Source organism: Raoultibacter massiliensis (genome assembly GCF_900199545.1).
In the GTDB taxonomy this organism is placed as follows: domain Bacteria; phylum Actinomycetota; class Coriobacteriia; order Coriobacteriales; family Eggerthellaceae; genus Raoultibacter; species Raoultibacter massiliensis.
This window is the reverse complement of the sequence record NZ_LT962671.1, coordinates 785,816-811,645: the sequence shown is the minus strand read 5'-3', so window position 1 is coordinate 811,645 and position 25,830 is coordinate 785,816. Positions and strand designations below refer to the sequence as shown.

Here is a 25,830-nt window from a genome sequence, read left to right as displayed (position 1 = left end):
AAAAGAAGGTCACCGCCTCAGACCGCAAATCCTGCGATCCTCAAAGGCCGAGCGAAGGGCAACGCGGATTTCTACAGCCCCTCATGCCTCCCATCGCAGATGATGCTCGCGCGAAACGCAGTGCAGAAGCTCTTTTCCATCTTGGTGCCTGCGTTCGAACACCTGGGGCTTCAAGCATCCCCGCTCAACCAGATAGTCGAGAATCCGTTCGAATTCTGCCCCACGCAATCCAAATCGATCCGATAGATCGGCATAGGAATACGTGCGACCCTCTTCGAGCGACTTGCGAACGCCCACCACCATGGAAACCGCCTTTCGTCAGCTATTACCGGGAACATGATATCATAAGTTAGCTTTAGCTAACTATAAAGCAAGGTATACGTTCGATGATTCACAGCGCTTCCACGTTTAGCTGCAACCTGCCGTTCGCCCGCAGCGCTTCTGTATTCGGCGCAAGCGAAAAAAGGCTCGCATCTGCAAAATAGCGCAGGCGTCTGCACGCATATCCCTGTACCGTCAGTTCGAAACCTTACGGATTTTGTCAAAAAACCTTACACATTCTGAACATCGTACCTGTTCAAATAATATATTTTATACCCCTTCCCGCACGGGTTCCGTGCTATCCTTCCCCCATGCCCCTCATATTGTGCGACATATCGGCTCTCGAGTTCTGGCGCGCCTGCAACCGGCGCAGCTTCGTCGTCTCCGAACGCCCGACGACACCCCGGCGAAATGCAGCATGCTGGCACAAACCGCTTCCGAGCCGGATCGAGGAGTTGCGCGAAAAGCATCTCCCCTTCCTTTCGGATCCTGTTCACCTGTACGTTCCCGATGCGGAAACGCGATGCAGAAGCGATCGTTTGCGATGCCATATATGGCCGGAAAAATTGCCGCGCGGCTCGTTCGCACAAATTGCCGACGACGTTTTCGTAAGCCGCCCTGAGCCATGCATCATTTGGGCTGCAAGACACATGCACTTCGCACAGGCAGTCCTCGTAGGGCTCGAGCTGTGCGGAATGTACCGATTGCCCGTCGGAAACAGGCCGACGACATACCAAGTTCCCCCGCTTACCTCCTCCACCGCCCTCAGCTCGTTCGTCGGCAAAGCCAGCGGCGTCCACGGATCGGCCGACGCCACGCGCGCGCTGCGCTACATCGTCGACGGATCGGAGTCGCCCATGGAGTCGATCTTATTCGAGCTGATAAGCTTTCCCTTGAGAATCGGCGGGCGGGGCCTGCGCAGGCCCGAGCTCAATTACAGGCTCAAAACGACGAGTGCGATTCGCAAGGCAACGGGAAAATCTAGCTTCCGATGCGACATGTTCTGGCCCGAAGCGGGCGTCGCCGTCGAATACGACAGCAACGAAAGGCACACGGGGCCTGAAAACATCTCCGACGATGCAACCAGACGCGCTGCGCTCATGAGCTTGGGTATCGAAGTCGTAACCGTAACCCATCGACAGATTCAAAACATAAACGAGTTCAACATCGTCGTCCACACGCTTGAAAAGCTGCTTGGAATGAGACGGCAGCCGACAAAGAAGCAATGGCATGAAAAAGAATTAGAGCTCAGAGCGACCATTCTATCCAACAAGCCTCACCGATAAGGCCTGCCGCCGACTTCCTGCGGTCCGAAACGGCATGCATCCGAAGGTTTTTATGCAAAAGCCTTCGGAAATGCAGCCCAAGGCGAGTTTTGGCAGTGATTTGCCCATAGGTCATGACCATCAGCAAAGGGAAAGCAGCGTTTTACCAGTTCAGAACTGCTTAACTTCATACCAATCTGAGAAATCACTGCCAAAACTCGCCTTGGGCTGCAAATGAACACCGTTTACCCGAAAAACGCCTCCAAGCGCCGGCCGCAAACTTCATCGAACGGCAAGATCGGCGGCGGGCCGATCCCACACAATGCGTCTCTCACCCACGCCGTAGCCCGACCGGCTCTCGCACCGGCGCACAGCGGAATCGCAGCACTCATCAACTTGAGGCGGTGCGCTGCAAGGCGTCAAGCGAAGCCTCGCAGCGAAATGCGCCGATCCTACCTCTTGACGTTCGCCAACGCCTCATAGGATCCCTCGAGCGGCAAGTGATCCAGCTCGTCGTATTCCGAAAGAGCTTGAGGCTCTTCGCCTGGGATATCATCGTGCCCAGGTAATACCATGTTGAGCAGAATCCCCACGATCGACCCGACGGCCAGACCCGAAAGCGAGATGGTGATATCCCCTATCGGCACGACGAGGGCACCCGCCGTGCTGTAAGCGATGCCGAGCGAGAGCACGAGAATCAGAGCAGTGATGATGACGTTGCGGCTCTTCATGAAATCGACGTGGTTCTCGACGAGGTTGCGGATGCCCACAGCCGAGATCATGCCGTACAGAACCAGCGATACGCCACCGATCACGCAGGCGGGCATAACCGAAATGACCGCCGCAAACTTCGGGCAAAACGAGAAGACGATCGCAAAGATGGCGGCAATGCGAATGACGCGCGGATCGAACACGCGCGTCAGCGCAAGCACGCCGGTGTTTTCGCCGTACGTGGTGTTTGCGGGAGCACCGAAAAGCGATGCCAGAATAGTCGCAAGACCGTCGCCGAGCAGCGTGCGGTGCAAACCGGGCTCTGCGATATAGTTGCGGTTGACCGTCGAGCTGATGGCCGAAACATCGCCGATGTGCTCGATCATGGTGGCAAACGCGAGCGGCATGATGGTGATGATGGCCGTTATGGCAAGTCCCGCGTTGAAATCGGCACCGAAGATGGAGAACACCGTATCGCTCCATTGGAACGGAGCGCCGATCCACGCAGCTTCGGCAACCGGCGTGAAGTCAACGACACCCGCAACTGCAGCGACCACGTACGCGCCGATCACGCCGAGCAGGATAGGGATGATCTTGATCATCCCGCGACCCCAGATGTTGCACACCACGATGATGGCGATTGCCACGATGGCGATCGGCCAATTGGTCGATGCGTTGCCGATGGCCGAACTCGCAAGGATAAGGCCGATTGCAATGACGATCGGTCCGGTCACGACGGGCGGGAAGAACCGCATGACGCGAGCGGGGCCGAATATCCGGAACAGGGCCGAAAGCACAAGGTACAAAAGGCCCGCGCAGGCAACGCCAAGGCAGGCGTAGGGCAAGAGATCGGCTTCGCCGTTCGGCGCTATTGCGGCATAGCCCGCAATGAAGGCGAACGAAGAGCCCAAGAACGCGGGAACCTTGCCCTTGGCCAGCAGGTGGAACAAAAGCGTTCCCACGCCGGCGAACAGAAGCGTCGCCGAAACGGAGAGCCCCGTCAGCGTTGGCACGAGGATCGTCGCGCCGAACATGGCAAACATGTGCTGCAAACCGAACAGTGCCATTTTCGGCGCACCGAGCGTACGCGCATCGTATACTGCATCCGGGCTGTCTTTTGCCCCCATGGTGGGCGTCATCTTGTTTTCGCTCACGTTTCATCCCCTTCTCTTGCGAAATGCCGGCGGCAGGCATCCAGCTCCCCGCGCCGAACTCAATCTTTCAAATTGTGCCACAAAGAGAAAGCCGACGATGCGGCATTGCCCAAAAACGTTCAAGCAAGCCGACGAGCAGCGCGATCTGCGCTTCGGACGGACGAAAGCCATCAAAATCTTCGGGGCAAGATGGAAACGGCGCAGTCGCGCACCCAAGCGCGCCGTGCGCTTCTATGCACAGCGCAGTCGCGCGCCGCAAGCGAGCCGTGAGCTTTTATACGCAGCGCAGCAAATCTCTTTACGCTATGAGCGCGATCGACTTCGGCACAGGGACGCTGCAGCACAGCTCGTGATACGACCCTGGCTCGGAATCGATCCTGTCTTTGAACTCGACGGGACCGACGATCGGGCTCCAGTGCTTGAGTACGAACCAGGCGATATCGGGATCGTACATCGATCCGCTGTTGAGGAATATCTCTTGGATGCAATCGCGCTCGGTCATCGCTTTTCGGTAAACGCGCTTGCCGAGCATGGCGTCGATCGAGTCGCACACCGCGATAATGCGGGCACCGAGCGGGATGCTCTCGCCCGAAAGCCCCTCGGGGTAGCCCGTGCCGTCCCATCGCTCATGGTGGAAGAGCACGATTTCTGCGACCCCCTTGAGACTCTCGCAGCCGGAAAGGATGTCGTAGCCGATCTTCGGGTGGTTTTTCAACACGTCGCGCTCTGTTGGAGTGAGCCTCGCATTCCTGATGAGCACGTTATCGGGGATGCCTATCTTGCCGATGTCATGCACGTGGGCAGCCATATGGATGGTGGCGGTTTCCTCCGCCGAAAGACCCATGAGCTCGCAGGTTCGCTCCACCATATCCCCGACCCGCAGAGAATGCTCTGCCGTATGGGGGTCGCGCGCTTCGAGCGCCGAAACGATGCTCTGGATCAAATCATGCAGAACAAGCGATGCCCGCTTCGTCGCACATGTGCCGCATGCCTCGATTTCATACGCGCTATCGCATGCGATCTCGTCGCCAATCGGCCGGTACCCTTTCATAGTTCTTCTGCCTATCGATTCTTCACCATTGTTAGATTTAGCTAACTTTATAGCACAGATGAGGAATCAGAGCAACGAAGTCGACAAAGGCGTCGCAAATGAAGGGCAGCACGCAAAGGTTTTCGGATGGCATGTGTTTTCTTCCGCATATCCCGCTACCTCTTGACAGGGCCATCCTCTATTCGCTATATGTTAGCCATAGTTTACTTTCCTGCCGCAAAGTAGGTTACGATCACTTGAGAGCAGATTGCGGTCAACCAGGATGGCCCGCAATCAAAGGCCCGTGCGCGTTGGCGCGCCGGCATCGTAATCGCATAAGACCGAAGGAGCGCTATGGAAGAACCGCTGACGCCTTTGCGTTCGCTCGAACGAAAGATAGTACGCCATTGCACGCCTACGCTCGCAGGCCTCAAGCCCGCGAATCTTTTCACCATCCCCGCAAAGACGGCGCAAAAAGAATGCGATTCAGGGTTGCTGAACACGTGCCGCGAACGGCTCGAACCGCATGGGGTGCGGCTCGAGATTCTCGCGCGGCGCGACTCGGGGGCGCTTCTGTTCGTTTATCGCCCGACCACCCTGACCGCAAACATCCAGCAAGCCGACATCGCTTCGTACCTCAGGAAGGCAGGCTACGATCCCGACAACCTCGCGAGCTGCATAGAGCGGCTCCACCACCGCATATGCGGAACCGATCTCGAAAGCAGGCTTTTGGGAACCTGCGAGTTCCCCCATGAGATAGGGTTCTTTCTCGGGTATCCGTTTGACGACGTCGTCGGATTCATCGAAAACGAAGGCAGGCACTGCCTCTGCAGCGGATGCTGGAAGGTGTATGCGAACGCCCGCGATGCACAGGCATGCTTTTGCCGGTACAAGAGCTGCACGAACCTCTATCAAAGCCTCTTCGACAACGGTGCGACGCTCGAGAGCCTCACCGCGTTTGACGATCTGAATCAGGTAACCGTCCGAGAAAAGGAGTTAGCAGTATGAAAAGCGTAGCAATCGTCTATTGGAGCGGCACGGGCAACACCGAAGCCATGGCGCAGCTCATCGCCGAAGGAGTGCAGGGCAAAGGAGGCAAGGCCGACTTGATCCAAGCTGCCGATTTCGGACCCGGTAAGCTCGATGCCTATGAATCCTTCGCATTCGGATGCCCTGCCATGGGCGACGAAGAGCTCGAAGACTCCGAGTTTTTGCCCATGTACGACGAAGTGGAGCCGTTGCTTGCGGGCAAGCCGGTCGCGCTGTTCGGCTCGTACGATTGGAACGACGGCGAATGGATGGAGTCATGGGAAGACCGCGCCGTCGGCGCAGGCATCGAGCTTGTCGACTCGGTCATCGCCAAAGACTATCCCGACGACGAGGCTACGGCAGAATGCATGCGCCTCGGAGCGCTGCTCGCCGAATAGGCGATCAGCCCGCTTGAGACGCCCCGGCGCCTCCTGGGCGAGCTACTGCGCGCTCGGCGCTGCGCCGGAGACACCGGAGCGGCGCTGCGCCGGAAGCACCGAACTCAAGCAAGCTACCGCGCGTACGACAAAGCCCCCGGCCGAACAACATCTCGGTCGGGGGCTTTCCTGTCGAGGCCGCTCTCTCAGCCTCTAAATCGCCCAACTTGCACTTGTGCTCTGAAGCTCGACCATGCGACGGTACGCGCCGTCGGGATCGGCCATGAGATCTTCGGGTGCTCCCTGCTCGGACACGCGGCCTTCCTTCAGCACGACGATCTTGTCGGCGTTGGCAACCGTGCGCATGCGATGCGCGATCACGAGCACGGTCTTATCGGACAGAAGGCGCGAGAGGGCCGCCTGAACCTGGCTCTCGTTCTCGACGTCGAGCGAAGCGGTCGCCTCGTCGAGCAGCACGATCGGGGCATCTTTGAGAAGCGCGCGGGCGATCGAGATGCGTTGCCGCTCTCCTCCCGACAGACGTGCGCCGTTCTCGCCGACGAGCGTCTCGTAGCCCTGCGGCATCCGGCTCACGAACTCGTCGCACATCGCCGACCTCGCCGCCGCGAGCACTTCCTCGTCGGTGGCGCCCCGCCTTCCGAGGCGGATGTTCTCCATCACAGTGTCGTCGAACAGGACCACGTCTTGAAACACCTCCGCGTAGTCGGCGAGCAGCGTTTCCGGATCGACTCCCGAAACGTCGACCCCGCCGACGCGCACGCTGCCCGAATCGACATCCCAGAACCGGGCGGCGAGCTTGGCAACCGTCGACTTGCCCGAGCCTGACGGGCCGACGAGCGCGGTCACTTCGCCTTCTTTCGCGCAGAAGCTCACGCCGTCGAGCACGCGCTCCCCCGTCTTGTAGGAGAACGATACGTCCTCGAATACCAGATCATGGCCCTCAGGATCGAACGAGGAGGAACCTGCCATAACCGGCTCAGCTGCGATATCCTGCGTGCGCTTGATGGAAAGCCGCATCGTGAGCAGCTCGCCGATCGATTGGAGAACGATGTTGATAGGGTCGTACACGCGCGTGACCACGAGAAGAAACGCAAAGTACACCATGAAATCGATCTGCCCCGAAACGATGAGCGACGCGCCGACGAAGACGGTCGTTCCGATGCCGAGCTTCAGAAACGCCTGTGCCGAAGTGATGCAGGCGCCCGTCGTCAACTCGGACACGATCTGAGAGCGCTCGAACGCATCGAGTTTGCCGGTCAGCGTATCGAGGAAATCCTGCGATCGGTTGGTCGCGCGAATCTCCTGCGCACACTCGAGGAATTCCTGAACGCCATCGGACATGACGAGTCGAGCGTCTTCCATGACCTTCGCCTTGCGCTGCTGGTACTTGCTCGACAGCGCCATGATCACCAGCGCTACGGGCACCACCCAAAACGCCGCAAGCGCAAGGCGCCAGTCGTAGAAGAAGATGCTGACGACGATGATGGTCGTCGAAATGCCCGTTCCGAACAGCTGGGGCATGATGTGCATGAACAGACGCTCCTGATCGGCGCAATCTTTCATGATGGTGTTCGTGAGGTCTGACAGATCGCGCCGTCCGAAGAACGAAAGCGGAAGCTGCCGCAGATGCTCTGCCAAGTCGGTGCGCTTGCGGGCGCTCTCGTCGTACACCTTGTGATACGTGTTGGCGTATTCGGCCCACTGCGTAAGCGCGATCACGACGAGGATGGCGACAGCACCGAGCATGTACGGCAAAAGCTCGGGAAGGGGCGAACCCGTGGTCAAATGGTTCATGAACTCGTTGACAAGCATGAACAGGATCCCGATGGGAGCCATGAGCACGAGATTGGCGAGTGCGCAGCAGAACACGCCGAGCTTGAAATTCTTCGCACCCTGCTCGGTCAAGCCGAAAGCCCTACGCAACATGGTCGGCCCCCTTTCCTTCGATGCGCCATGAGGCCGAGGTTTGGTAATCAGCCCACATGCGCGCGTACAGGCCGCCTGCGGCTGCGAGCTCTGCATGGGATCCCTCTTCGACCAGGCGCCCCCCGTCTATGACGTAGATGCGATCCGCACCCGTCACGGTCGAAAGGCGGTGGGCGATCATGAGCACGGTCTTGCCCTCGGTGAGCTTTGCGAGCGCACGTTGGATGAGCGCTTCGTTCTCAGGGTCCGCGAACGCGGTCGCCTCGTCGAGCACGACGACGGGAGCGTCCTTCAGGATCGCGCGGGCGAGCGCAATGCGCTGACACTCGCCGCCTGAGAGGTAGGTGCCCTTGGTGCCCACCACCGTGTCGAGGCCCTCGGGGAACTTCGCGATGATGTCGTCGCACTGGGCGGCGTGTGCCGCCGCCTCGACTTCAGCGCGGGTAGCCAACGGCCGAGCTGCGCGTATATTATCGGCGAGGCTCTGCTTGAAGAGCCTGTCGTTTTGGAACACGAACGCGACCCGTTCCATAAGCTCGGCTTGCGGAATGTCGCGCACATCGACTCCGCCCACACGCACCGTGCCCGAATCGGCATCCCAGAACCGCGGCACGAGAGAGGCCGCCGTGGTCTTGCCGCCGCCCGAGGGGCCGACAAGCGCCACCGTCGCGCCCGAAGGCACCTTGAGGGTGACGTCGGAAAGAGCGCATGCGTCGTTTCCGGGATAGCAGAATGTCACCTGGTCGAACTCGATCGAGTCATCTGCCGGGCGTTTCGCCTCTGCGGCTGACACCTCTTCCATGAGGGGCGCCGAGAGGATTCCCTCGATGCGCGTGACCGCATCCTGCGCTTCGGTGACCGCCTGAGATGCGTACATGATCTTGCTCATCATGGTAGTCGTCAGCGCCGAGAAGATGACGTAGAACAAGAAGTTCGTCAGAAACGCCCCGAAATCACCTGCCGAGGCGGCAAGCAGGATCCCTGCGGGAACGAGCACGAAAAACGTCGAGTTGATGGCGACGAGCTGCGCCACCTGAGGAGTTTTGCAGAGCTTCACATATGCGGTCGCGAAATCACGGTACGCGATGATGGACTCCTGGAATGCGCGGAACGACTGCACGGTCTGCTGGAACACCTTCACGACCGGTATGCCGCGCACGTATTCGACGGCGGCTTTGTTCATACGATCGAGCGCGTTTTGGTAGTTCATCATGAACGCCATGGCATTGGAGTTGCCATCGCCGTCTTTGCTTCCCAGGCCCCCTCCCATCATGAGGAACATGCAGAACGCCGAGACGATGATGGGAATGAGGCAGACCAGCCCCATGACCCAGTCGAACACGAACATCACGACCAGAAACGCGATCGGCGTGACGAGCGCCCCGACAAAGTCGGGGATCCGGTGCGCAAGCACGCCTTCGGTCAGCCCCGTCGATCCTTCGATGATGCGTCTGAGCTCGCCGGTGGATCGGGTGCTGTAGAAGCCGAGCGGTACTTTCGCCAGATGGTCGAGCGCCGCCTTTCGCATATTGCGTGCCGTGCGAAACGCCGCCAGATGCGTGCACATGAGCGCTGCGAAGTACACAGCCAGCGCGATGATGGCGAATGCGAACGCCCAGGCGCCGTACATCGGCGCATTCTGCGCGGCAGCCCAGTCGGGAGCGACTGCCACAAGGTCGCGCACCACGAACCACACGCACACGAGCATCGCAATGGACAGCAGGGCGTTCACCGCCGAGAGCACGCACCCAAGCACCGTCAGCCGTTTGTGCTTACCGGCGAAATCAAGCAGGCGCATGATGGGGTTTTTCTGCTTGGACGCGCCGCGCTCTTCCGAGCCGCCTGCGCGGTCGGGTGCACCTGCCGCTTGAGATGGACGGGTCTGCGCCTCGCCTCTCTCCTCGGACATGACAACTTCCTTTCTTGTATGGGGCATGCGCAGCGGACCGCATCTGGCCGAGAACCGGGCGCGGCCCGCTTGGCATGATCCCTTTTGTTAGACTAAGGAAACAATATAGCGATTCTTCTAAAACACAGATCGATATCGCTTCGTTGTGACGCTCAAGCCGAAACAGATGTCAGGTGCACCGAAAAGAGATTCGCAATCGGCGCCGATTAATCAACCCGCAGGCTGCAGCCGATAGCGGTCTTAGAGTTGCTCTAAAGCCTTCGGTTACGCCGCGATTTTCGCGAAGTGCTTCTTGAACAGCTTCGACCCGATCCAGCCGCCGATGAGCGGGCATGCAACGGTTCCAACGAAGGCTACGAGCATGAGCGGACTCGATTGGAAATCGACGAGCGTCTGGCCGTACTCGGCGCTCATGCCCATCTCGACCACCATGGCGACGTACGACTGACCCGCCATAAACACCATGGCTTGCTGGCCCACCCAGAAGCACAGCGTGAACACCGAGAATGCGACGATGCTGCGCACGGCCGTGCGCTTGTCGCCCGCACCCGCGATGAGCTCGGCCGCTATGCCGCCCACCACGATGCCGACAGGACCCGTCCACACCATTCCGAGCAGCAGCGCAACCACCGCGATGAGCACCGCCATGATTGCGAACGCGCCGCGCTTGGGAACCTTCGCGGCGAGATACATCCATACGATGCCCGCCACGAGCGACCCCACCGCATGGGTGAACCAGAACGTGTTCGCATTCATACCGAGGATCATCGAAAAGGCGAAGAACACGACGAAGAGCAGCAATCCGAAGATGGCTATCGTTATGTAGTCCTTCCCGACGAGCTTCCCAGCCTTGGCGTCGCCTCCTACCATTTTCCCTGTGTTCCGCATCCGAGTTGTACCGTCCATTATCTGTGCTCCTTTCGTAGAGGTTGATACCTATCGCATTCGAATCGGCCCGCCTCGGCCCACCGTGGCGCGACGGCAAAGCGAGCGGCCGTACGGCTCGGCGCGCATGCTCAGCTGCCGAACCCGAGAATTTCCCTGATGCGCAGCGCATTCTCCTCGCTCACCGAAAGCGTCTCGCCTACCCGTCCGTCGCATACGACCGCAGCCGCATCGCACGCCGAGCAGATGAATTCGTAGTCGTGAGTGATGACGATGGCGCACGTTCCGTCGTCGCAGACGCGCCGCAGCTCATCGGCCACGCGCTGCATGTTGTCGAAATCAAGCCCGCTTGTCGGCTCGTCGAGCACAAGCACCGCGGCCCCCTGTGAAATGCCGACGGCGATCGCGAGCCTTTGCCGCTGGCCGCCCGAAAGCGAAAGGGGGTGCCGCATCGCCTGCTGTGCAAGCCCGAAACGCGACAGCGCCTCGTCGACCGCCGCTTCGGATGCAGCAGGCTCCCGTGCGCCTCCCTGCGAAAGCGCCCCGCCAAGCTCGCCGCGAACGCTGTCGCTGAAAAGCTGGTAGCCGGGTTCCTGCATGACGAGGAACGCGTGCTTCGGGCGATCCCGCCGTTTCGGGCATTCGCCTTCGAAGCTGATCGTTCCGCCGCTTTCGCGATGAAGTCCCACGATGCACCGTGCGAGCGTTGTCTTGCCCGCCCCGTTCTTGCCGATGAGCGCCGTGATGCTCCCCCGCGAAAACGAGGCGCTTGCGCCGCAAAGCACCTCGGCAGATCTCCGATAGACGGCATGAAGATCGTCGGTCGACAGCGCATCTTCGCCCGACGGGACCCGATTCGCGCCTTTCGCCAAGCGCTCGCCTGAAGGCGCTTGCGAGGACCCGTCTGCTTTGTCGGGGAACCGGCGGCACCGCAGCTTCGTTTGCGAGACGTCCCACGAGCGCAGACCGAGGGCAGTGCTTTCAGCGCCGCTCATCCGTGCGAAACCATCGGCGGAATCGTCGTAGACTATGCGGCCGTCCCTGACGACGACCACCCTGTCGGCAATATCGGACAGCCACCAGAGACGATGCTCGGCGACGACGATCGTTTTGCCGAGGGCCTTAAGCCGTGCGATCACCTGGGCGAGTCTGCGCATCGAAATCACGTCGAGCGAGGCGGTGGGTTCGTCGAACACGAAGATGTCCGGCCCCATCGCACACGCCGAAGCGATCGCGACCATCTGCCGCTGTCCGCCCGAAAGGGCAAAGATGTCGCGATCTTCGAGCTGCTCGATTCCGAGCAGCATAAACGCCTCATCGACGCGGCGCTTGATCTCGTTGCGCGTTATCCCGATGTTTTCGCAACCGAACGCCACCTCGGACGTCGTGTCGAGATTGAAGAACTGGCTTCGCGGATTCTGGAACACCGAGCCGACCGTACGGCACAGCTCGTCTTGCTCCCAATCGAGAAGAGGGATGCCCGCGATGCGAACCGATCCGTCGAGCATCCCGCGATACGAAGCGGGAATGAGGCCGTTGACAAGCCGCGTCATCGTCGTCTTCCCACAGCCCGAGGGACCCGTCAAAACCAGGCACTGGCCCCACGGAATCTCGAGCGACACCCGATCGAGGGCGGAAGCGCCTTGCTCGGCTTCGTAGGAGAAGCTCACATCGCAAAACTCGACCGCGCTGCCGCTTCTCTCGCACGGCGCCGTCATGCAACCACCCCGAATTTGAAAAGGACGACATAGGCCGATACCGCCGTAAACAGGATGAGGAACACGACATCGGCCCCCGACACCTTAAGCTCGTAGTATGAGGTGCGCTTCGCGTCAGAATCGATGCCCCGCACGATAGCGGCGTTCGAAAGCTCGTCGGCAACGATCGCCAAGCGGCTCATAACCGGGACCATGAGGTTCTCGGCGAACAAGGCGGGATGGCGCAGCACCGATGCGGGCGTGAGAGAGTATCCGCGCACGCGCATCGCCTCGGCTACCGACACGAACTCCTTGCCCATGGTCGGAAAGAACCGAAGCGCCACGCTCACCGCCGTCACCATGCCGCGCGGCAGATGAATGAGCTGCAGCGCCGATGCCATCTCCCCCACCCGCGTGGTCGCGATCATGTTCGACGCGAACATGCCAACGCAGAACACGCGCCGAAACGTGAGGATCATGGCTGCGAACGACGCGGTCGCCTCGTTGGGGAACTGCACGATCAAGAGTGCACCGCAGAAGATCACGGCATAAGCGACAAGCCACCGCAGTGCCGCCGCAAGCCTTCCGCACCAGATCATGACGATGGCGCAAAGACATGCCGCGCACACTTCGGGCCATAGGTTCGTCGGCGCGAACGCAGTCACGTTGAGTATGAGCAGTATGTACAGGGAAACGCGCGGGTCGAGGCGCCGCATCGCGCGCGGTGCGGGTTCTGTTGATTCCGCCGCCCAAACGCTTGATGCAAGCGTCGCTTCTGATGTATTCTCTAAGTTAGCCATGTCTAATAATTTAATGAATAGGCCGAAAGGAGAGCAGAAGGATGAACGAACGTGACGTTTCAGATGAAATTCCTGACGCTATCGCCGAAATCGAGCAGATCTTCCCGAGCGGCGGATCCCCGTCATATTTCGACTCGCTGTTCGTTCCGCAAGCGACCGCCATGCACGGCGTTCCCGTCGATCCCGCGCTGCGAGGCCGCGTTGGCAGGCTCTGGGAAATCGACGAGAATTACGGCACGGGTACGTATTGGTTCTACGCGATCGACGACCTGATGGGCGTTGCGGTATACAACCTTCGGTTCAAAACGGCGCTTGAATTCTCATGCGAAACGCCCGATTTCTTCTGCTTCGGCTCGTACGGCAGAAACATGGTGCCCTACTTCGGCATCAAGGAAGATCCCGCCGACCGCACTCTGCTCGGATACGTATGGAAGGGGCAACCTTACATGCAATCGACCAGGGAAAACGAACAGCTCGATGTAACAAGCATCGTCCTTTTGCCCAAAGCGATGCAGTTTTTGAGCATCCGCTGCCACTGCGATCCCGTCGTCCTTTCGCGGGCCATCGCCTCGCTTGACGGCAGCTGCGACGTACTCGGGCTCAACCAGGTTTTCGACGAGATACGGCAGGCCCGCCCCTCGGCAGTGACGGCAAACGCCTACTATGAAGCAAAGATCACCGAAGCCGTCGCCCTTCTCGTCGACTGGAACCTCATTCAGGCCCAAGGGCAGCGAAACACGCTCAGACCCCCTGATCGCGGAGCGCTCAACCGCGCACGCATGCACATACAGGACAACATCGATCGCCATGTGCCCACAAGCGAGCTCTGCCGTCTTGCCTGCATGAGCCCGAGCAAGCTTACGCGACTCTTCAAGCAAATCGAAGGCTCGACGCCGCAAGAATACGCCCGATCGATTCGCATGGAGCGAGCGCGCCGCCTGCTCGAGACATCCGACATTCCCCTTGCCCAGATATCTCGACAGCTCGGATTCAACCACCAGGGAAGCTTCTCCGAGGCTTTCAAGGAACGCTACGGCATAAGCCCGCGAGCCTATCGCGGACTCAAAGGACCACGCTGAATCCCGTCTCGCGCGCCCCGCGGGCATTTGCACGCGAAAGCAATCCCAACCCCGCAGCGGTAAACGAACTGCCAGCCGATCGGTGCGCCCACGCGTCCAACCGTTGCCGAACCGTTATGTAGGTTTCTTGCAGCACTTATGGCGCTTCCCTGCAGGATCGGAGCAACGTGTGTTCAGGCATCCTCCAATCCGATAGCATACTGCCCGCTCTCGAGACCGAACCACACCACCAACCCACCACCGGTCCAGAAAGGCAGGAAATCACTTGCTGGAACGTCGTTTCCGCAGAACCGCCATCGCACTTGCCGCGGTTGCTGCTTGCTCCCTTCCCCCAACGCTCGCGCTCGCCGCCGAATCGGATCACTCGGATGCTCTCCCGCCTGCGCCTTTCGCCATATCGGCAGAATCGAAAAGCTCGGTTGAGTCCGAAATCATCATTCCCGAACCCGACCCGGTCGAAGCCTACGAAGCGGCACAGTCCCTTTCGGCCGCACTTCCCTTTTCGTCGTTCGATATCGAGCAGACCTCGCCGCTCGATGCGCTTAAGGAACGCTACGAGCAGCGGCTCGCTGCCGAAGAGGATGAGGCGCGGAGGGTCGCAGAGCTCGAGAAGACCGACAAACTGCTCGCCTACGATCCCGTCCTGATAGCCGCTGTCGGCAATCAGGTTTCAAGCGGTCACACCATCTGCTGCCCCGGCTACGCCTGCGCCTATGGCGATGCCATCGTTCAGGGCGTCGCCGTCGACCACGCCGCCTACGGCTGCGGCATGTGCACCTGGCCGGGATGGGGCGGCGGGAATTCGTCGTTTCGATCCCTCGGATCGAACGAAGCGCTGCTGCGCGAAGCCTACGACCAGATCGCTGCAGGAAAACCGACCGTCATCCACGTGACGGGAACGTCGAACGAACATTGGATCACCCTCATCGGCTACCGAGGGGCGACGAACCTCGATGCGCTCAGCCTTGATAACTTCGTGGCGCTCGACCCCTGGGATGGTACCGAAATCATCGCGGGAGCGTCGTATTCGCTCTACGGAGATTTTTGCGAGCACATCTCGCAAGCCTGATCGTAAAAGGGGCCGAAAGCGCTCGGGTGCCGGGCACGCCTTGCAAACGACACCCGAGCACCTTGTCCGCTGACGGCGCGGCTTATCTTGCCGCCAGGCGCTCGGCGGCAAAGCGGATTCAGCGCTTGCTGTTCAGCGCATACAGCATGCCGAGCCCCCGCAACACCAGCGGTTCGTCCGCGCACTCGACCCGCTGAGACAGAGCTGCTACGATGCCCGCCTGCACGCCGGTCGCTACAACTTTCGTCGAACACCCGAGTTCGGCCCATATCGCATCGACAAGCCCGTCGATGCGGGCAACCTCGCCAAGCACCACTCCGGCTTGCATGGCCTCGCGCGTGCTTTTCCCGATCGTCGACGACGGAACCTTTATCTCGATAACGGGCAGCCGCGCCGCTGCCTGCGCGAGCGCCTTGGCCGAAAGGGCGATGCCGGGCGCGATGACCCCGCCCGCGAAGGCCCCCTCACCGTCAAGCACATCGAAGTTCGTCGTCGTCCCCAAATCAACGACGATCAGCGGATACCCGTAAGCCTCGCGAGCCGCCACCAACGTTGCAACCCGATCGGAACCGACTTCGGATGGGTCGTTGTAGTGCATCTTCAAGCCGGTCTTCAAACCCGGCCCGACGACGAACGGCTTTCTTCCGCATTCGACAGCAAGCGCGCCTACCCATATATCGGTTAAGTCAGGGACAACCGACGAGAGAATGGCGTCGGTCGGGTTTCCGACGAACCTGCCGTCATCGGAAAAAACGCTATCGAACAGGCGAGCGTCATCGCCCTTTGCCTGCGCGCGCGTCCTTTCGCGCTCGAGCATATTGAGGAAATTCGCGATTTCCAGTCGAGCTTCATCCGAAGTCATGCGCTCGCGCGTTGCAAACTCCCATGAAGCAGCAAGCACGCCGCGGGCGATCAAGCCGAACCTCGTCACGGTGTTTCCGACATCGACCGCCAGAACAAACGCAGCATCCCTGTTCGCATTCGCCGCCATTGCGCAACCACCCGTCTTTCCGCCGTATCGTACAAAATGAAGTGCAATCATCGCGTATGGCGATTATACTGTACGAGTCCGTTCAGTAACCCGACTTCCGAAGGAAGCGGATATACGAGAAGGAGCTTTGCATCATGAACCCTGCGAAAGGTCAGTTGACCGCGCGCGGCATCGCCATAGGATGCGTCGGCTGCGCGATCATCACCGCGGCATCGGCCTATACCGCCCTCAAGATGGGCGCGCTCCCCTGGCCTATCATCTTCGCCGCAATCATCTCCCTGTTTTTCCTCAAAGCACTCGGGAACACGAATCTGCACGAAGCCAATGTCACGCATACGATCATGTCGGCTGGAGCCATGGTTGCGGGAGGACTCGCATTCACCATTCCCGGCATCTGGATCATCACCAAGGCGAACGACGTCAACTGGTGGGAAATGCTCATTGTGGCGCTTTCGGGCGTAATCCTCGGGCTTATATGCACTGCGGTTCTGCGCAAGCACTTCATCGAGGATGCCGATCTCGAGTACCCCATCGGACAGGCGGCAGCCCAAACGCTCATAGCGGGAAACAGCGGCGGAAAAACCGGCAAGAAACTGTTCGGGTCGATGGCGCTTGCGGGCATCTACACGGCGCTGCGCGACTGGTTCGGCATGATACCCGCCATGCTGTTCGGATCGGTTTCGATACCGGGCGTGGCGTTCGGCATCTACAACTCCCCCATGCTGCTTGCCGTGGGCTTTCTCGTTGGAACCGCCTCAGTCGTCGTGTGGTTCGTCGGGGCGATAATCGGAAACTTTGGAATCATCGTCGGCGGCAGCGGACTCGGCCTGTGGGATACAGCGACCGGTCAGGGCATCACCGCCAGCCTCGGCATGGGCGCCATGATGGGATGCGGCATCGGCGCCATTCTCAAGAACATCCTTCCGAAGGCGATCGGCTTGATCAAGGCGACATCGGCCTCGCCGGCGCCTCTCAAACCGACGACGCCCGCAGCTGCCGGGCAGCCCGAGAGCCGCAAGCGGCGCATGCGCTGGACGGCGGGAGCCATCGCACTCGCCGTTGCCGCAGTTGCGTTGCTTCTATGCTTCGGGCTCCGACTCGACCCGCTCGCGAGCGCCATCGTCGTACTGCTTGCTTGGGTCACCACCGCCATGGGAGCCCAAAGCGTGGGCCAAACGGGCATCGACCCCATGGAGATATTCGGCCTCATCGTACTGCTCATCGTTGCCGCCGCGTCGAACGTCGCGCAGGTGCAGCTTTTCTTCGTTGCGGGAGTCATCGCAGTCGCCTGCGGCCTTGCGGGCGATGTCATGAACGACTTCAAAGCGGGACACGTGCTCGGCACCGATCCGAAGGCCCAGTGGATCGGCCAGGCCATCGGCGGCGTGCTCGGCGCGCTTGTCGCCGTTGCCGTGCTGTTCGTTTTAGTGAGCGCATACGGCGCCGATGCGTTCGGCACGCAAGGCACGTTCGTTGCCGCCCAGGCGTCGGTGGTCGCCACGATGGTATCGGGCATACCCTCGGTACCCGCGTTCGCCATCGGCCTTATCGCCGGATGCGCGCTCTACCTGCTCGGCCTGCCGGTCATGATGCTGGGCCTGGGTATCTACCTGCCCTTCTACATGTCCTTCACCGCGTTTCTGGGCGCCATGGCGAAAGTCGGATACGATGCCGTCTGCAAACGCCGCCGCGCAAAACTCCCAGCCGATGAAGCCTCCGATAGAAAGAAGGAGCAGGAAGAAACCGGATTGGTAGCCGCATCGGGCCTGCTCGGCGGCGAATCGGTGGTCGGCGTGCTCGTCGCATTCGCTTCAGTCACCATGGGACTGGGATTGTAGCAGCAAGCGAGAACAGCTGCTCGCGTCCACAGGAAAACGGCTCGGAACCGCGAAGGCTCCGAGCCGTTTCTTCTTGCATGCGCAAACGCTTGGCGCAGATGCGCATCCGCTGGGCGCAAGCGTGCTTCGGCGGATGCGAACGCCCTACAGCATCGTCTGGATGGCGATAAACAGCGGGGTGAACGTCAGGGACACTATAGTCATAAGGTTGATGAGGATGTTCATCGACGGACCGGACGTATCCTTGAACGGATCGCCGACGGTGTCGCCGACAACGGCGGCCTTATGGGCCTCCGAGCCCTTGCCGCCATGCGCGCCGCCCTCGATGTACTTCTTGGCGTTATCCCACGCACCGCCCGCATTCGACATGAAGATCGCGAGCAGCATGCCCGTTGCCACGGCACCGGCCAAAAAGCCGCCGAGCATAGCCGGGTTGAAGCACCCGATGACCACAGGGATCACGATGGCGAGAATGCCCGGGAGCATCATCTCGCGCAATGCCGAATTGGTGGAGATGGCCACGCACTTGTCGTACTCGGGCTCGGCCTTGAACTCCATGATGCCCTTGATTTCCCGGAATTGACGGCGAACCTCTTCGACCATCGCATGAGCAGCACGGGATACGGCGCCCATCGTCAAAGCAGCGAACATGAACGGTATCATCGCACCGATGAAGATGCCTGCGATGATGAGCGGATCCGTGAGCGTGAGCTCGAAGTTCGGAATCGAATGATGCATGGTCGCCTGATAGGAGACGAACAGCGAGATGGCGGACAGGCCCGCGCTTGCGATCGCGAAGCCCTTGGCGATTGCGGCAGTCGTGTTGCCGACCGCATCGAGCGAGTCGGTGCGTTCGCGCACTTCTTCGGGAAGGCCGGCCATTTCGGCGATGCCGCCCGCGTTGTCGGCAACGGGGCCGTAGGCATCCACGCCGACGGTGATGGCGGTGTTGGAAAGCATGCCGGTCGCGGCGAGCGCAACGCCGAACAGGCCGACCGCAATGCCGCCCTCGGGGGTCACGATGTTGGCGAACGCCATGTTGCCGCATGCGTAGGCGCCGATGATGGCGAACGCAACGAGCAGGATCGGGATGATCGTGGAGAGCATGCCCGTCGAAAGGCCCTGGATGATGTTGGTGGCGGGACCCGTTTCAGACGCCTCGGCGATCTGATGGACGGGCTTGTAGTGATCCGAGCAGAAGTACTCGGTCGTCTTGCCGATAAGCAGACCTGCGACGAGGCCGCAGAGAACCGATCCGAACAGCCAGATGGGCTGGTTCGCGCTCTGGCCGTTCCAGATGAAGAAGATCACGAAGATGGCGATGATTTCGATGCCGGCAGCCACGTAGGTGCCGCGGTTGAGCGCCTTGTGCAGCTCGGAGCCTTCCTTGGTGCGAACCGCGAACAGTCCGATGATCGACGTGATGATGCCGCACGCAGCGATCATCAACGGGACGACGACGGCCCACGTCGCATCGACGGTGCCCACCGCGCCGAAGTAACCGAGTGCGCCGAAGGTCACCGCGAGGATGGTCGGAGCGAGAATAGAGCCGGTGTAGGACTCGAACAGGTCGGCGCCCATGCCGGCCACGTCTCCCACGTTGTCTCCCACGTTGTCGGCGATGGTCGCAGGATTGCGAGGGTCGTCCTCGGGAATGCCCGCTTCGACTTTGCCCACGAGGTCGGCTCCGACATCGGCAGCTTTAGTGTAGATGCCGCCGCCGACGCGGGCGAAAAGAGCAACCGCCGAGGCGCCGGTCGCAAAGCCCTCGACCATGCCCACATGCTCGTGCATGAGATCGAACGTGTCGACTCCGAACACAAGCAGCAAAAGCCACAGCGAAAGGCCGAGCAACGCAAACGAAGCGACGGAAAGCCCCATGGTCAAGCCCGATTTGAACGAAATGTTCAAGGCTTTGGCAACGCTTTCCTCAGCTGCATACGCAGTACGGGTATTGGCGCGCGTGGCAACATGCATGCCGATATAACCCGCAAGCGCCGAAAGGATTCCGCCCGTGACGAATGCCACGGCCGTGATCGGCGAGAGGGCCACGGCCATAACGACGGCCACGATAACCATGAAGATGACGAGCAGCTTGTACTCGCTCATCAGAAACGCCTTCGCACCCTGCTGGATCTTCAGCGAGATGTTGTTCATCTTTTCCGGACCGGGATCTTGTTTCAGAACCCACGACCCGAGGTAGCCCGCCATGCATATGCCTATGAGAGCGCAGATGGGGGCCATCCATGCGACTTGGACGGTCACTTGTTCCTCCTTGATTTGTCTTACAGTTTCATGGATTCTTCGGGCCGGGCATCGAGGCCGGAAGAATGCACTCTGCCCATTCTAGGGTATTTGCACCTGCTCGGGAACTGACAACGGGGCATTTTTCGACCGCGCGGGAGCCCGACGCGGCGAATAGCGGGCGGATTACCGCACACACCTACTCCCTCAAGATGATACGCAGGCGCCGTTTGCGGTGTTCGGATGAGGCTGTACTCGAATCTGCTATAATCGAAACGGATATAGTAATAGATTACCGCAGCGCTTAAGCTCGACCGCGCACTGTCGATACGTTGGAGTTTCGCACATCATGGAATGCATCAAGTCCCTCACGGCACCATGGGACAAGGCCACCAAAGCGAGCGTCGTCTCGTTCTTCGTCCTTCTTGCCGCTTACTGCGCGTTCGATGCCGCAGGTTTCGTCATTCACGAGAGCTCCTGGACGACACCTTCGGTCATCGCCGTATTCGTAGCGCTCATTGCCGCGCTGGCGCTTCGACCTCGAGTTCTCGGCCGATACGAGCGCATCGTCGTGCGCGCGAAACCCTTCGTGCTCGGCGCACTCGTGCTTCTCGCCTTCTACTTGTTCGAAAAGCCCTACAACCCGGCGCTTTTCGACATCGGCGCATACTACACCTTCGTCAACCTCTGCGTCATCGCCGTCTTGTTCTGCATCGTCTATTTCGCCGGTCAGCAGACGAAAACGGCGGCGATCGCGTTTCTCGCCGCCTGCTTCATCGCCGGCACTGCAAATTACTTCGTCATCGCATTCAAGGGACAGCCCGTCCTTCCAGCCGATCTGTTCGCGCTGAGTACAGCGGCTGCGGTGGGCGGCGGATACACCTACGCCGTCAACGACAGCGTCGCTATTGCCTTCGCTGCCTTGGCCTGCGGCATCGCTTTGGTTTTGTTTCTTCCGAAAACGAAGTTCGCCGTCAAGCGGAGCGCGGCCAACGCCGCCGTTGCGGCAGCGTGCGTGGTCGCGTTCGGATTCTGGTTTTCCAATTTCGACATAGAAAAAGCCTACGGCTGCCAGGTTGACGGATGGGCCGCGTCGGATTCTTATGCCCAACAGGGCTCCGTTCTCTGCTTCCTGAAACGGGTGCAGGATCTCAATCCCGCCGAGCCGGACGGATATTCGAGCGCTGCCGCCGCCGAAATCCTCGCCGCCTACGAAAGCGAGGACGGCTCTCGCGCCGATATCCCCGACGAGGAAAAGCCCATCGTGATCGCCATCATGAACGAGACGTTTTCGGACCTTTCGCGCTACCCCAACCTGTCGGACGCCTACGACGGACCCGAGTATTTCAATTCCATATCCGATGCCTATCTCAAAGGCACCGCTTACGCATCGGCGCTGGGAGCAGGCACCTGCAACAGCGAATTCGAATTCCTCACGGCAACGAGCATGGGGAACCTCGGCGCCGGCGTCTACCCCTACATGCTCTACGATCTCGACGGCACGGACAATCTTGCAACCTATTTCAAATCGCTCGGGTACGAAACCACGGCGATCCATCCGGCCGATGCGACCAATTGGCGACGCGATACCGTCTACCGACAGCTGGGATTCGACCGGTTCCTCGACGTCACGGCCTTCGAGGGCGCCGATACGCTGCGGGGCTTCACGACCGACAAGGCAACCTACGATGCCATCCTGCAGCTGATAGGCCAAAGCGACGCGCCGCAATTCATCTTCGACGTAACGCTGCAGAACCACGGCGGCTACGACACGGGGCTCATCCCCGACGAAATGGCCCTCGAGGTACCGCTCGATTCGGATCGCACCGACGAGCTCGAGGAATTTGCGAGCTGCATCAGGCAATCCGACCTCGATCTGCAATACCTGATCGAATCGCTCGCAAAACTCGATCGGCCCGTGGTGCTGTGCCTGTTCGGCGACCATCAACCGGGTTTCTCCGATTGGCTGTCAAGCCTCGCCTTCGACAAGGATGTCGCAGATTTCACGCTTGGGGAAGTACAGGCCCGCTACGAGGTACCCTACCTCATTTGGACCAATTTCGAAACAAGCGAAGCACCAGCACGAAGCGGTTCGCTCCTTGCGGAATCCACCGAACCCGACCTGGAACAGCTCGAACGGCCCCTCTATCCCGATTCGACCGATATGAGCCTCAACTACCTTGGGGCGCACATGATTGCCGCAGCGGGGCTTCCACTCGATCCCTACCACAGCTTCCTGCTCGACTCGCAGGCCGTCCTTCCAGCCGTCAACATCAACGGATATCTCGACGCGCAGGGAACGTGGCGCTGGATCGACGAACGCCACGACGATCCCGCCGACGAAGCATCAGCCGCTCTTGCCCGAATGGCGATCGTTCAGTACGACATCCTGTTCGGATCGTAGAAAACCGCACACCGTGCATCCGAACCTCGGATCGCGTTGTTGCCGGCCGCGACGCTGGAAACCGGGTGCGGTGCGCCCGATCTTACATGTTTCCCCTAACCCAAGCAATATTGCCGTTGACGGTGGCGATGAGCTCGTCGATGGTCTCGAACTTGATCATGGGGCGCAGAAAGTGGAGGAATTCGACCTTGATCGCCTTGCCGTACAGATCGCCCTCGAAATCCAGCAGATGGGCTTCGCACGTTGCGTCCGTCTTATCGGCGAACACCGGAGAGACGCCCACCGACACGGCGGCTTTGTAGCGCATCCCATCGACGTGCGCATAGGCTCCGTATACGCCGGCTCCCAACGCCTGGAGCTGAGAGGGAACCTTGAGATTCGCCGTCCTGAACCCGAACTCCTGACCCTCGCCCCGACCTTGCTGCACGGTACCGACCAGATAATACGGCCTGCCCAACAGCTTGTTGGCTTCGATGATGTCGTTGTCGCCCAGAAGCAGCCGGATGCGCGTCGCCGTAATAGGTGCCCCGTCAGCGCTTTTCAGATCATGGGCGCATACTTCCGTTCCGGCATCCCGAGCCCAGTTTGCGAGCTCCTTGACCGTGCCCTTCGCCCGCGCGCCGAACCTGAAGTCGTACCCGACGTGCAGATACGAAGGGGCATGGCCGTTGAAGGTGTTCAGGAGAAAATCTTCGGGGCTCGATGCCGAGAAGCGCTGCGTGAACGGCAGCACGACCACCGCGTCGACCCCGCTTTCCGAAAGCGTCTTGATACGCTCCTCGTTGGTCATGAGCTTTTTAAGGCGTTCGGGATGGAATACCTCGTCGGGATCGATGTCAAACGTGAGCGCCACGCTCGCTCCCCCGTTTTTGCGCGCTGTTTCCTGCGCGCAGGAAAGCAGGTACTGATGGCCGCGATGCACTCCGTCGAACACGCCGAACGCGCACGACGACCATGTAAAGAACGAATGGTCGAACATCTCGTCACATTTAAAAATCTCTGCCACGTGATACCCCCATAGCGAACACGCACCGCGGCTTCAACGCGTTGCGCATCCCATCGTACTCGTACAGTGCAACCAGCTTGTTCTCGGCGATCACCGAGATAACCTCGCCGGACGTTAACGGTTTTTCACTCTGCCTGACGCCTGCCGTGCATGCGCACAGCTCAGCCGCGATACCGGCCCGCCTTCGCTCGAATACCGTACAGCTCTCAGCGAGAAGAAGCGAGCCGTTGGACACCGCAGCGGCAACATTGCCGTCTGCGAACAGGAATCGGAATCCCAAAAGCCTTACCGGATCGAGTGCCGCCGCTTCACCGCGCTTCTCAAGCATCTCGAGCGTCACACACTCGGCCAGATCGAGCGCGCCTGCGCATGTCCGCTCGAGCATGCTGACGTATGCAGGACACCCTATCATGTTGCCGATATCACGGGCAAGCGAGCGGATGTAAGTGCCCTTCGAAACCCACACGGAGACGTCCCATGCGGGAAGGCCGTCTTCGCCTGCCGCAACAACGCGCTCGAGCTCCGCTTCGTAAATCTCGATATCGCGCGGAGCCAGATCGATGATCTTTCCCTCACGCGCCGCTTTGTACGAACGTTCGCCATCGACCTTGATGGCCGAGTACACCGGCGGCATCTGCTTGTGCTTGCCGACGAGCGCAGCGACGAACCGTTCTGCATACTCGTCGTCGAGCACGCAAACGGGAGCATCGCCCCGTTTGATGATTTCACCGCCCGCATCGTCGGTATCGGTTCCGATGCCGAACGATACGCGAAAGCGGTAGCGCTTGTCGTGCTCGGTAAGATACGAGTCGAGCCTGGTCGCCGGGCCGACGCAGATGAGCAGCGCGCCTTTCGCCAAAGGGTCGAGAGTCCCGGTGTGCCCTACCCGGCGCTCGCCGAAAATACGCCGGCAGCGGTTCACCACGTCGTGAGAACTCATGCCGGCCGGTTTGTTGATTCCTACGACTAGGGAAAGCCCCGATGCACCGCGTTTCACAGACGAACAGCCTCCGTATTCGATGCATCGGCAACCCGCGCCGCCTCCGTCTGGCCGCAAGCCTCCGCACAACGTTCGTCATCGTCCACGCCGAGCGCTGCGGCGACGACGGCGTCGACGCGTTTTATCGCCTGGTCGAGCGGCTCGCGAAGCGTGAAACCAGCTGCGGCTCTGTGTCCGCCGCCGCCCATCGCGTTAGCGATTGCCGCCACATCCGTATCGTCCTTTGCGCGGAAGCTGCCGCGAATGTGCTCAGGTTCCTCGCGCAGGATGCAAGCTACGCGAACTCCCGTTATGGCGCGAATGGTGTTGATAAGCGGCTCGGCATCGGTTTTCACCGCGCCGACCTCGTCGAAATCGGCGCGCGTCAGATAGCTCGACACGTAAGCCCCGCCGAATGAGGATCGCATTCGGGACAGCATGATGCGCTCGAGTTCGAGCGAAGCGACAGAGCGGTTCTGGAACACCTCGCGGGCAACGGCTGCCGGATCGGCTCCCGCCGCCACCATCTCGAACGCAGAAGCGAAGGCGGCCTTATCGGTATTTTGGAATTGGAAGCGCCCCGTATCGGTAACGAGGCCCGTGTAGGCGCACGTCGCGATTTCGGGCGTACGCTCGACGCCGAGAAGCGCCGCAAGCTCCCAAACCAGCATGGCCGTAGCGGCCGCATCGGGATCGACGTACGTGTAGGCCGACATGGTCGTTTCGCTTGCATGGTGGTCGATCGTGACCGTAACAGGACATGCCGCCTGCACGGCCGCCGCGTCGTCTCCGATGCGCTCGACGGTTGGCACATCGAGCGCAACGAACACATCGGGCTTCCCGTCGTAGTCGGCCGCAACGACCATATCGTCTACCCCCGGCAAAAAAAGCAGTCCGGTCTCGATCGGGTCGGCCTTTGCAAGCAGGCAGGTCACGTTCTTTCCCAAAGCCTTCAGAGCGTGGTACACGACAAGCTGCGATCCGAGGCAATCGCCGTCGGGTCCCACATGGCCGCACACGGCAAAACTCTCGGCACCGCGCAGCACCTCTGCTATTGCGGCCAGATCGGCATTCGTCTGCGACGTCACAGCCACG

Annotated in this window: 20 protein-coding genes; 7 read left to right on the top strand and 13 right to left on the bottom strand. The window is 60.3% G+C overall.

Annotation, left to right across the window (positions count from 1 at the left end; translation table 11 throughout):
* Positions 1–81: 81 nt before the first annotated feature.
* Positions 82–303: a hypothetical protein gene (locus tag C1719_RS07605; RefSeq protein ID WP_102374553.1), complete on the bottom strand. Its 222-nt coding sequence runs from the start codon at positions 301–303 to the stop codon at positions 82–84.
* Between the two features lie 668 nt (positions 304–971).
* On the opposite strand from C1719_RS07605, the gene C1719_RS07600 reads away from it, so the two are divergent.
* Positions 972–1,607: a hypothetical protein gene (locus tag C1719_RS07600; protein ID WP_146007868.1), complete on the top strand. Its 636-nt coding sequence runs from the start codon at positions 972–974 to the stop codon at positions 1,605–1,607.
* A 431-nt stretch (positions 1,608–2,038) separates the two neighbouring features.
* Here C1719_RS07600 and C1719_RS07595 read toward each other — a convergent pair whose 3' ends face one another.
* A complete protein-coding gene (locus C1719_RS07595; protein WP_102374551.1) occupies positions 2,039–3,451 on the bottom strand; it encodes a uracil-xanthine permease family protein in 1,413 nt (470 codons plus the stop codon).
* Positions 3,452–3,749: 298 nt separating this feature from the next.
* Positions 3,750–4,502: an HD-GYP domain-containing protein gene (locus C1719_RS07590; protein ID WP_102374550.1), complete on the bottom strand. Its 753-nt coding sequence runs from the start codon at positions 4,500–4,502 to the stop codon at positions 3,750–3,752.
* A 333-nt stretch (positions 4,503–4,835) separates the two neighbouring features.
* Between C1719_RS07590 and C1719_RS07585 the strand changes: the two genes are divergently transcribed.
* Together C1719_RS07585 and C1719_RS07580 are read left to right on the top strand one after the other, a co-directional pair.
* Positions 4,836–5,489 carry a DUF3793 family protein gene (locus tag C1719_RS07585; protein ID WP_102374549.1) on the top strand — a complete coding sequence of 218 codons (654 nt, stop codon included), beginning with the start codon at positions 4,836–4,838 and terminating at the stop codon, positions 5,487–5,489.
* Positions 5,486–5,908, top strand: coding sequence for a flavodoxin (locus tag C1719_RS07580; RefSeq protein ID WP_102374548.1), 423 nt, complete (start codon positions 5,486–5,488; stop codon positions 5,906–5,908). Before C1719_RS07585 ends, C1719_RS07580 begins: the two co-directional genes overlap by 4 nt.
* Before the next feature lie 192 nt (positions 5,909–6,100).
* Here C1719_RS07580 and C1719_RS07575 read toward each other — a convergent pair whose 3' ends face one another.
* From C1719_RS07575 to C1719_RS07555, 5 genes are all read right to left on the bottom strand, one after another.
* A complete protein-coding gene (locus C1719_RS07575; protein WP_102374547.1) occupies positions 6,101–7,834 on the bottom strand; it encodes an ABC transporter ATP-binding protein in 1,734 nt (577 codons plus the stop codon).
* Positions 7,824–9,632, bottom strand: a complete 1,809-nt coding sequence (locus tag C1719_RS07570; RefSeq protein WP_102375977.1) for an ABC transporter ATP-binding protein — start codon at positions 9,630–9,632, stop codon at positions 7,824–7,826. The genes C1719_RS07575 and C1719_RS07570 overlap by 11 nt, the downstream gene beginning before the upstream one ends.
* Before the next feature lie 375 nt (positions 9,633–10,007).
* A complete protein-coding gene (locus C1719_RS07565) occupies positions 10,008–10,649 on the bottom strand; it encodes an MptD family putative ECF transporter S component (RefSeq protein ID WP_102374546.1) in 642 nt (213 codons plus the stop codon).
* A gap of 110 nt (positions 10,650–10,759) precedes the next feature.
* On the bottom strand, positions 10,760–12,346 hold the full coding sequence (locus tag C1719_RS07560) for an ABC transporter ATP-binding protein (RefSeq protein WP_102374545.1): 1,587 nt from the start codon (positions 12,344–12,346) through the stop codon (positions 10,760–10,762).
* Positions 12,343–13,125, bottom strand: coding sequence for an energy-coupling factor transporter transmembrane component T family protein (locus C1719_RS07555; RefSeq protein ID WP_102374544.1), 783 nt, complete (start codon positions 13,123–13,125; stop codon positions 12,343–12,345). The genes C1719_RS07560 and C1719_RS07555 overlap by 4 nt, the downstream gene beginning before the upstream one ends.
* A 41-nt stretch (positions 13,126–13,166) precedes the next feature.
* Between C1719_RS07555 and C1719_RS07550 the strand changes: the two genes are divergently transcribed.
* Both C1719_RS07550 and C1719_RS16065 read left to right on the top strand, forming a co-directional pair.
* Positions 13,167–14,204, top strand: a complete 1,038-nt coding sequence (locus C1719_RS07550; RefSeq protein ID WP_102374543.1) for a helix-turn-helix domain-containing protein — start codon at positions 13,167–13,169, stop codon at positions 14,202–14,204.
* A 265-nt stretch (positions 14,205–14,469) separates the two neighbouring features.
* Positions 14,470–15,273 (top strand): cysteine peptidase family C39 domain-containing protein, encoded by an 804-nt coding sequence (locus C1719_RS16065; RefSeq protein ID WP_245874418.1) that lies wholly within the window; start codon positions 14,470–14,472, stop codon positions 15,271–15,273.
* Between the two features lie 118 nt (positions 15,274–15,391).
* Here C1719_RS16065 and C1719_RS07540 read toward each other — a convergent pair whose 3' ends face one another.
* A complete protein-coding gene (locus C1719_RS07540; protein WP_102374542.1) occupies positions 15,392–16,264 on the bottom strand; it encodes a type III pantothenate kinase in 873 nt (290 codons plus the stop codon).
* Positions 16,265–16,398: 134 nt separating this feature from the next.
* Between C1719_RS07540 and C1719_RS07535 the strand changes: the two genes are divergently transcribed.
* Positions 16,399–18,102, top strand: a complete 1,704-nt coding sequence (locus tag C1719_RS07535) for an OPT/YSL family transporter (protein ID WP_102374541.1) — start codon at positions 16,399–16,401, stop codon at positions 18,100–18,102.
* A 144-nt stretch (positions 18,103–18,246) separates the two neighbouring features.
* Here C1719_RS07535 and C1719_RS07530 read toward each other — a convergent pair whose 3' ends face one another.
* Positions 18,247–20,346, bottom strand: coding sequence for a sodium-translocating pyrophosphatase (locus C1719_RS07530; protein WP_180963675.1), 2,100 nt, complete (start codon positions 20,344–20,346; stop codon positions 18,247–18,249).
* Between the two features lie 349 nt (positions 20,347–20,695).
* Here C1719_RS07530 and C1719_RS07525 point away from each other — a divergent pair, with 349 nt between their 5' ends.
* Positions 20,696–22,750: an LTA synthase family protein gene (locus C1719_RS07525; protein WP_102374539.1), complete on the top strand. Its 2,055-nt coding sequence runs from the start codon at positions 20,696–20,698 to the stop codon at positions 22,748–22,750.
* An 82-nt stretch (positions 22,751–22,832) separates the two neighbouring features.
* On the opposite strand, the gene ribF is transcribed toward C1719_RS07525, so the two are convergent.
* The 3 genes from ribF to C1719_RS07510 are packed head-to-tail and all read right to left on the bottom strand — an operon-like array spanning position 22,833 to position 25,829.
* Positions 22,833–23,756 (bottom strand): riboflavin biosynthesis protein RibF, encoded by a 924-nt coding sequence (gene ribF / locus C1719_RS07520; protein WP_102374538.1) that lies wholly within the window; start codon positions 23,754–23,756, stop codon positions 22,833–22,835.
* On the bottom strand, positions 23,740–24,753 hold the full coding sequence (truB, locus tag C1719_RS07515; protein WP_102374537.1) for a tRNA pseudouridine(55) synthase TruB: 1,014 nt from the start codon (positions 24,751–24,753) through the stop codon (positions 23,740–23,742). Before truB ends, ribF begins: the two co-directional genes overlap by 17 nt.
* Positions 24,750–25,829, bottom strand: a complete 1,080-nt coding sequence (locus tag C1719_RS07510; protein ID WP_102375976.1) for a DHH family phosphoesterase — start codon at positions 25,827–25,829, stop codon at positions 24,750–24,752. The genes truB and C1719_RS07510 overlap by 4 nt, the downstream gene beginning before the upstream one ends.
* Position 25,830 lies beyond the last annotated feature (1 nt).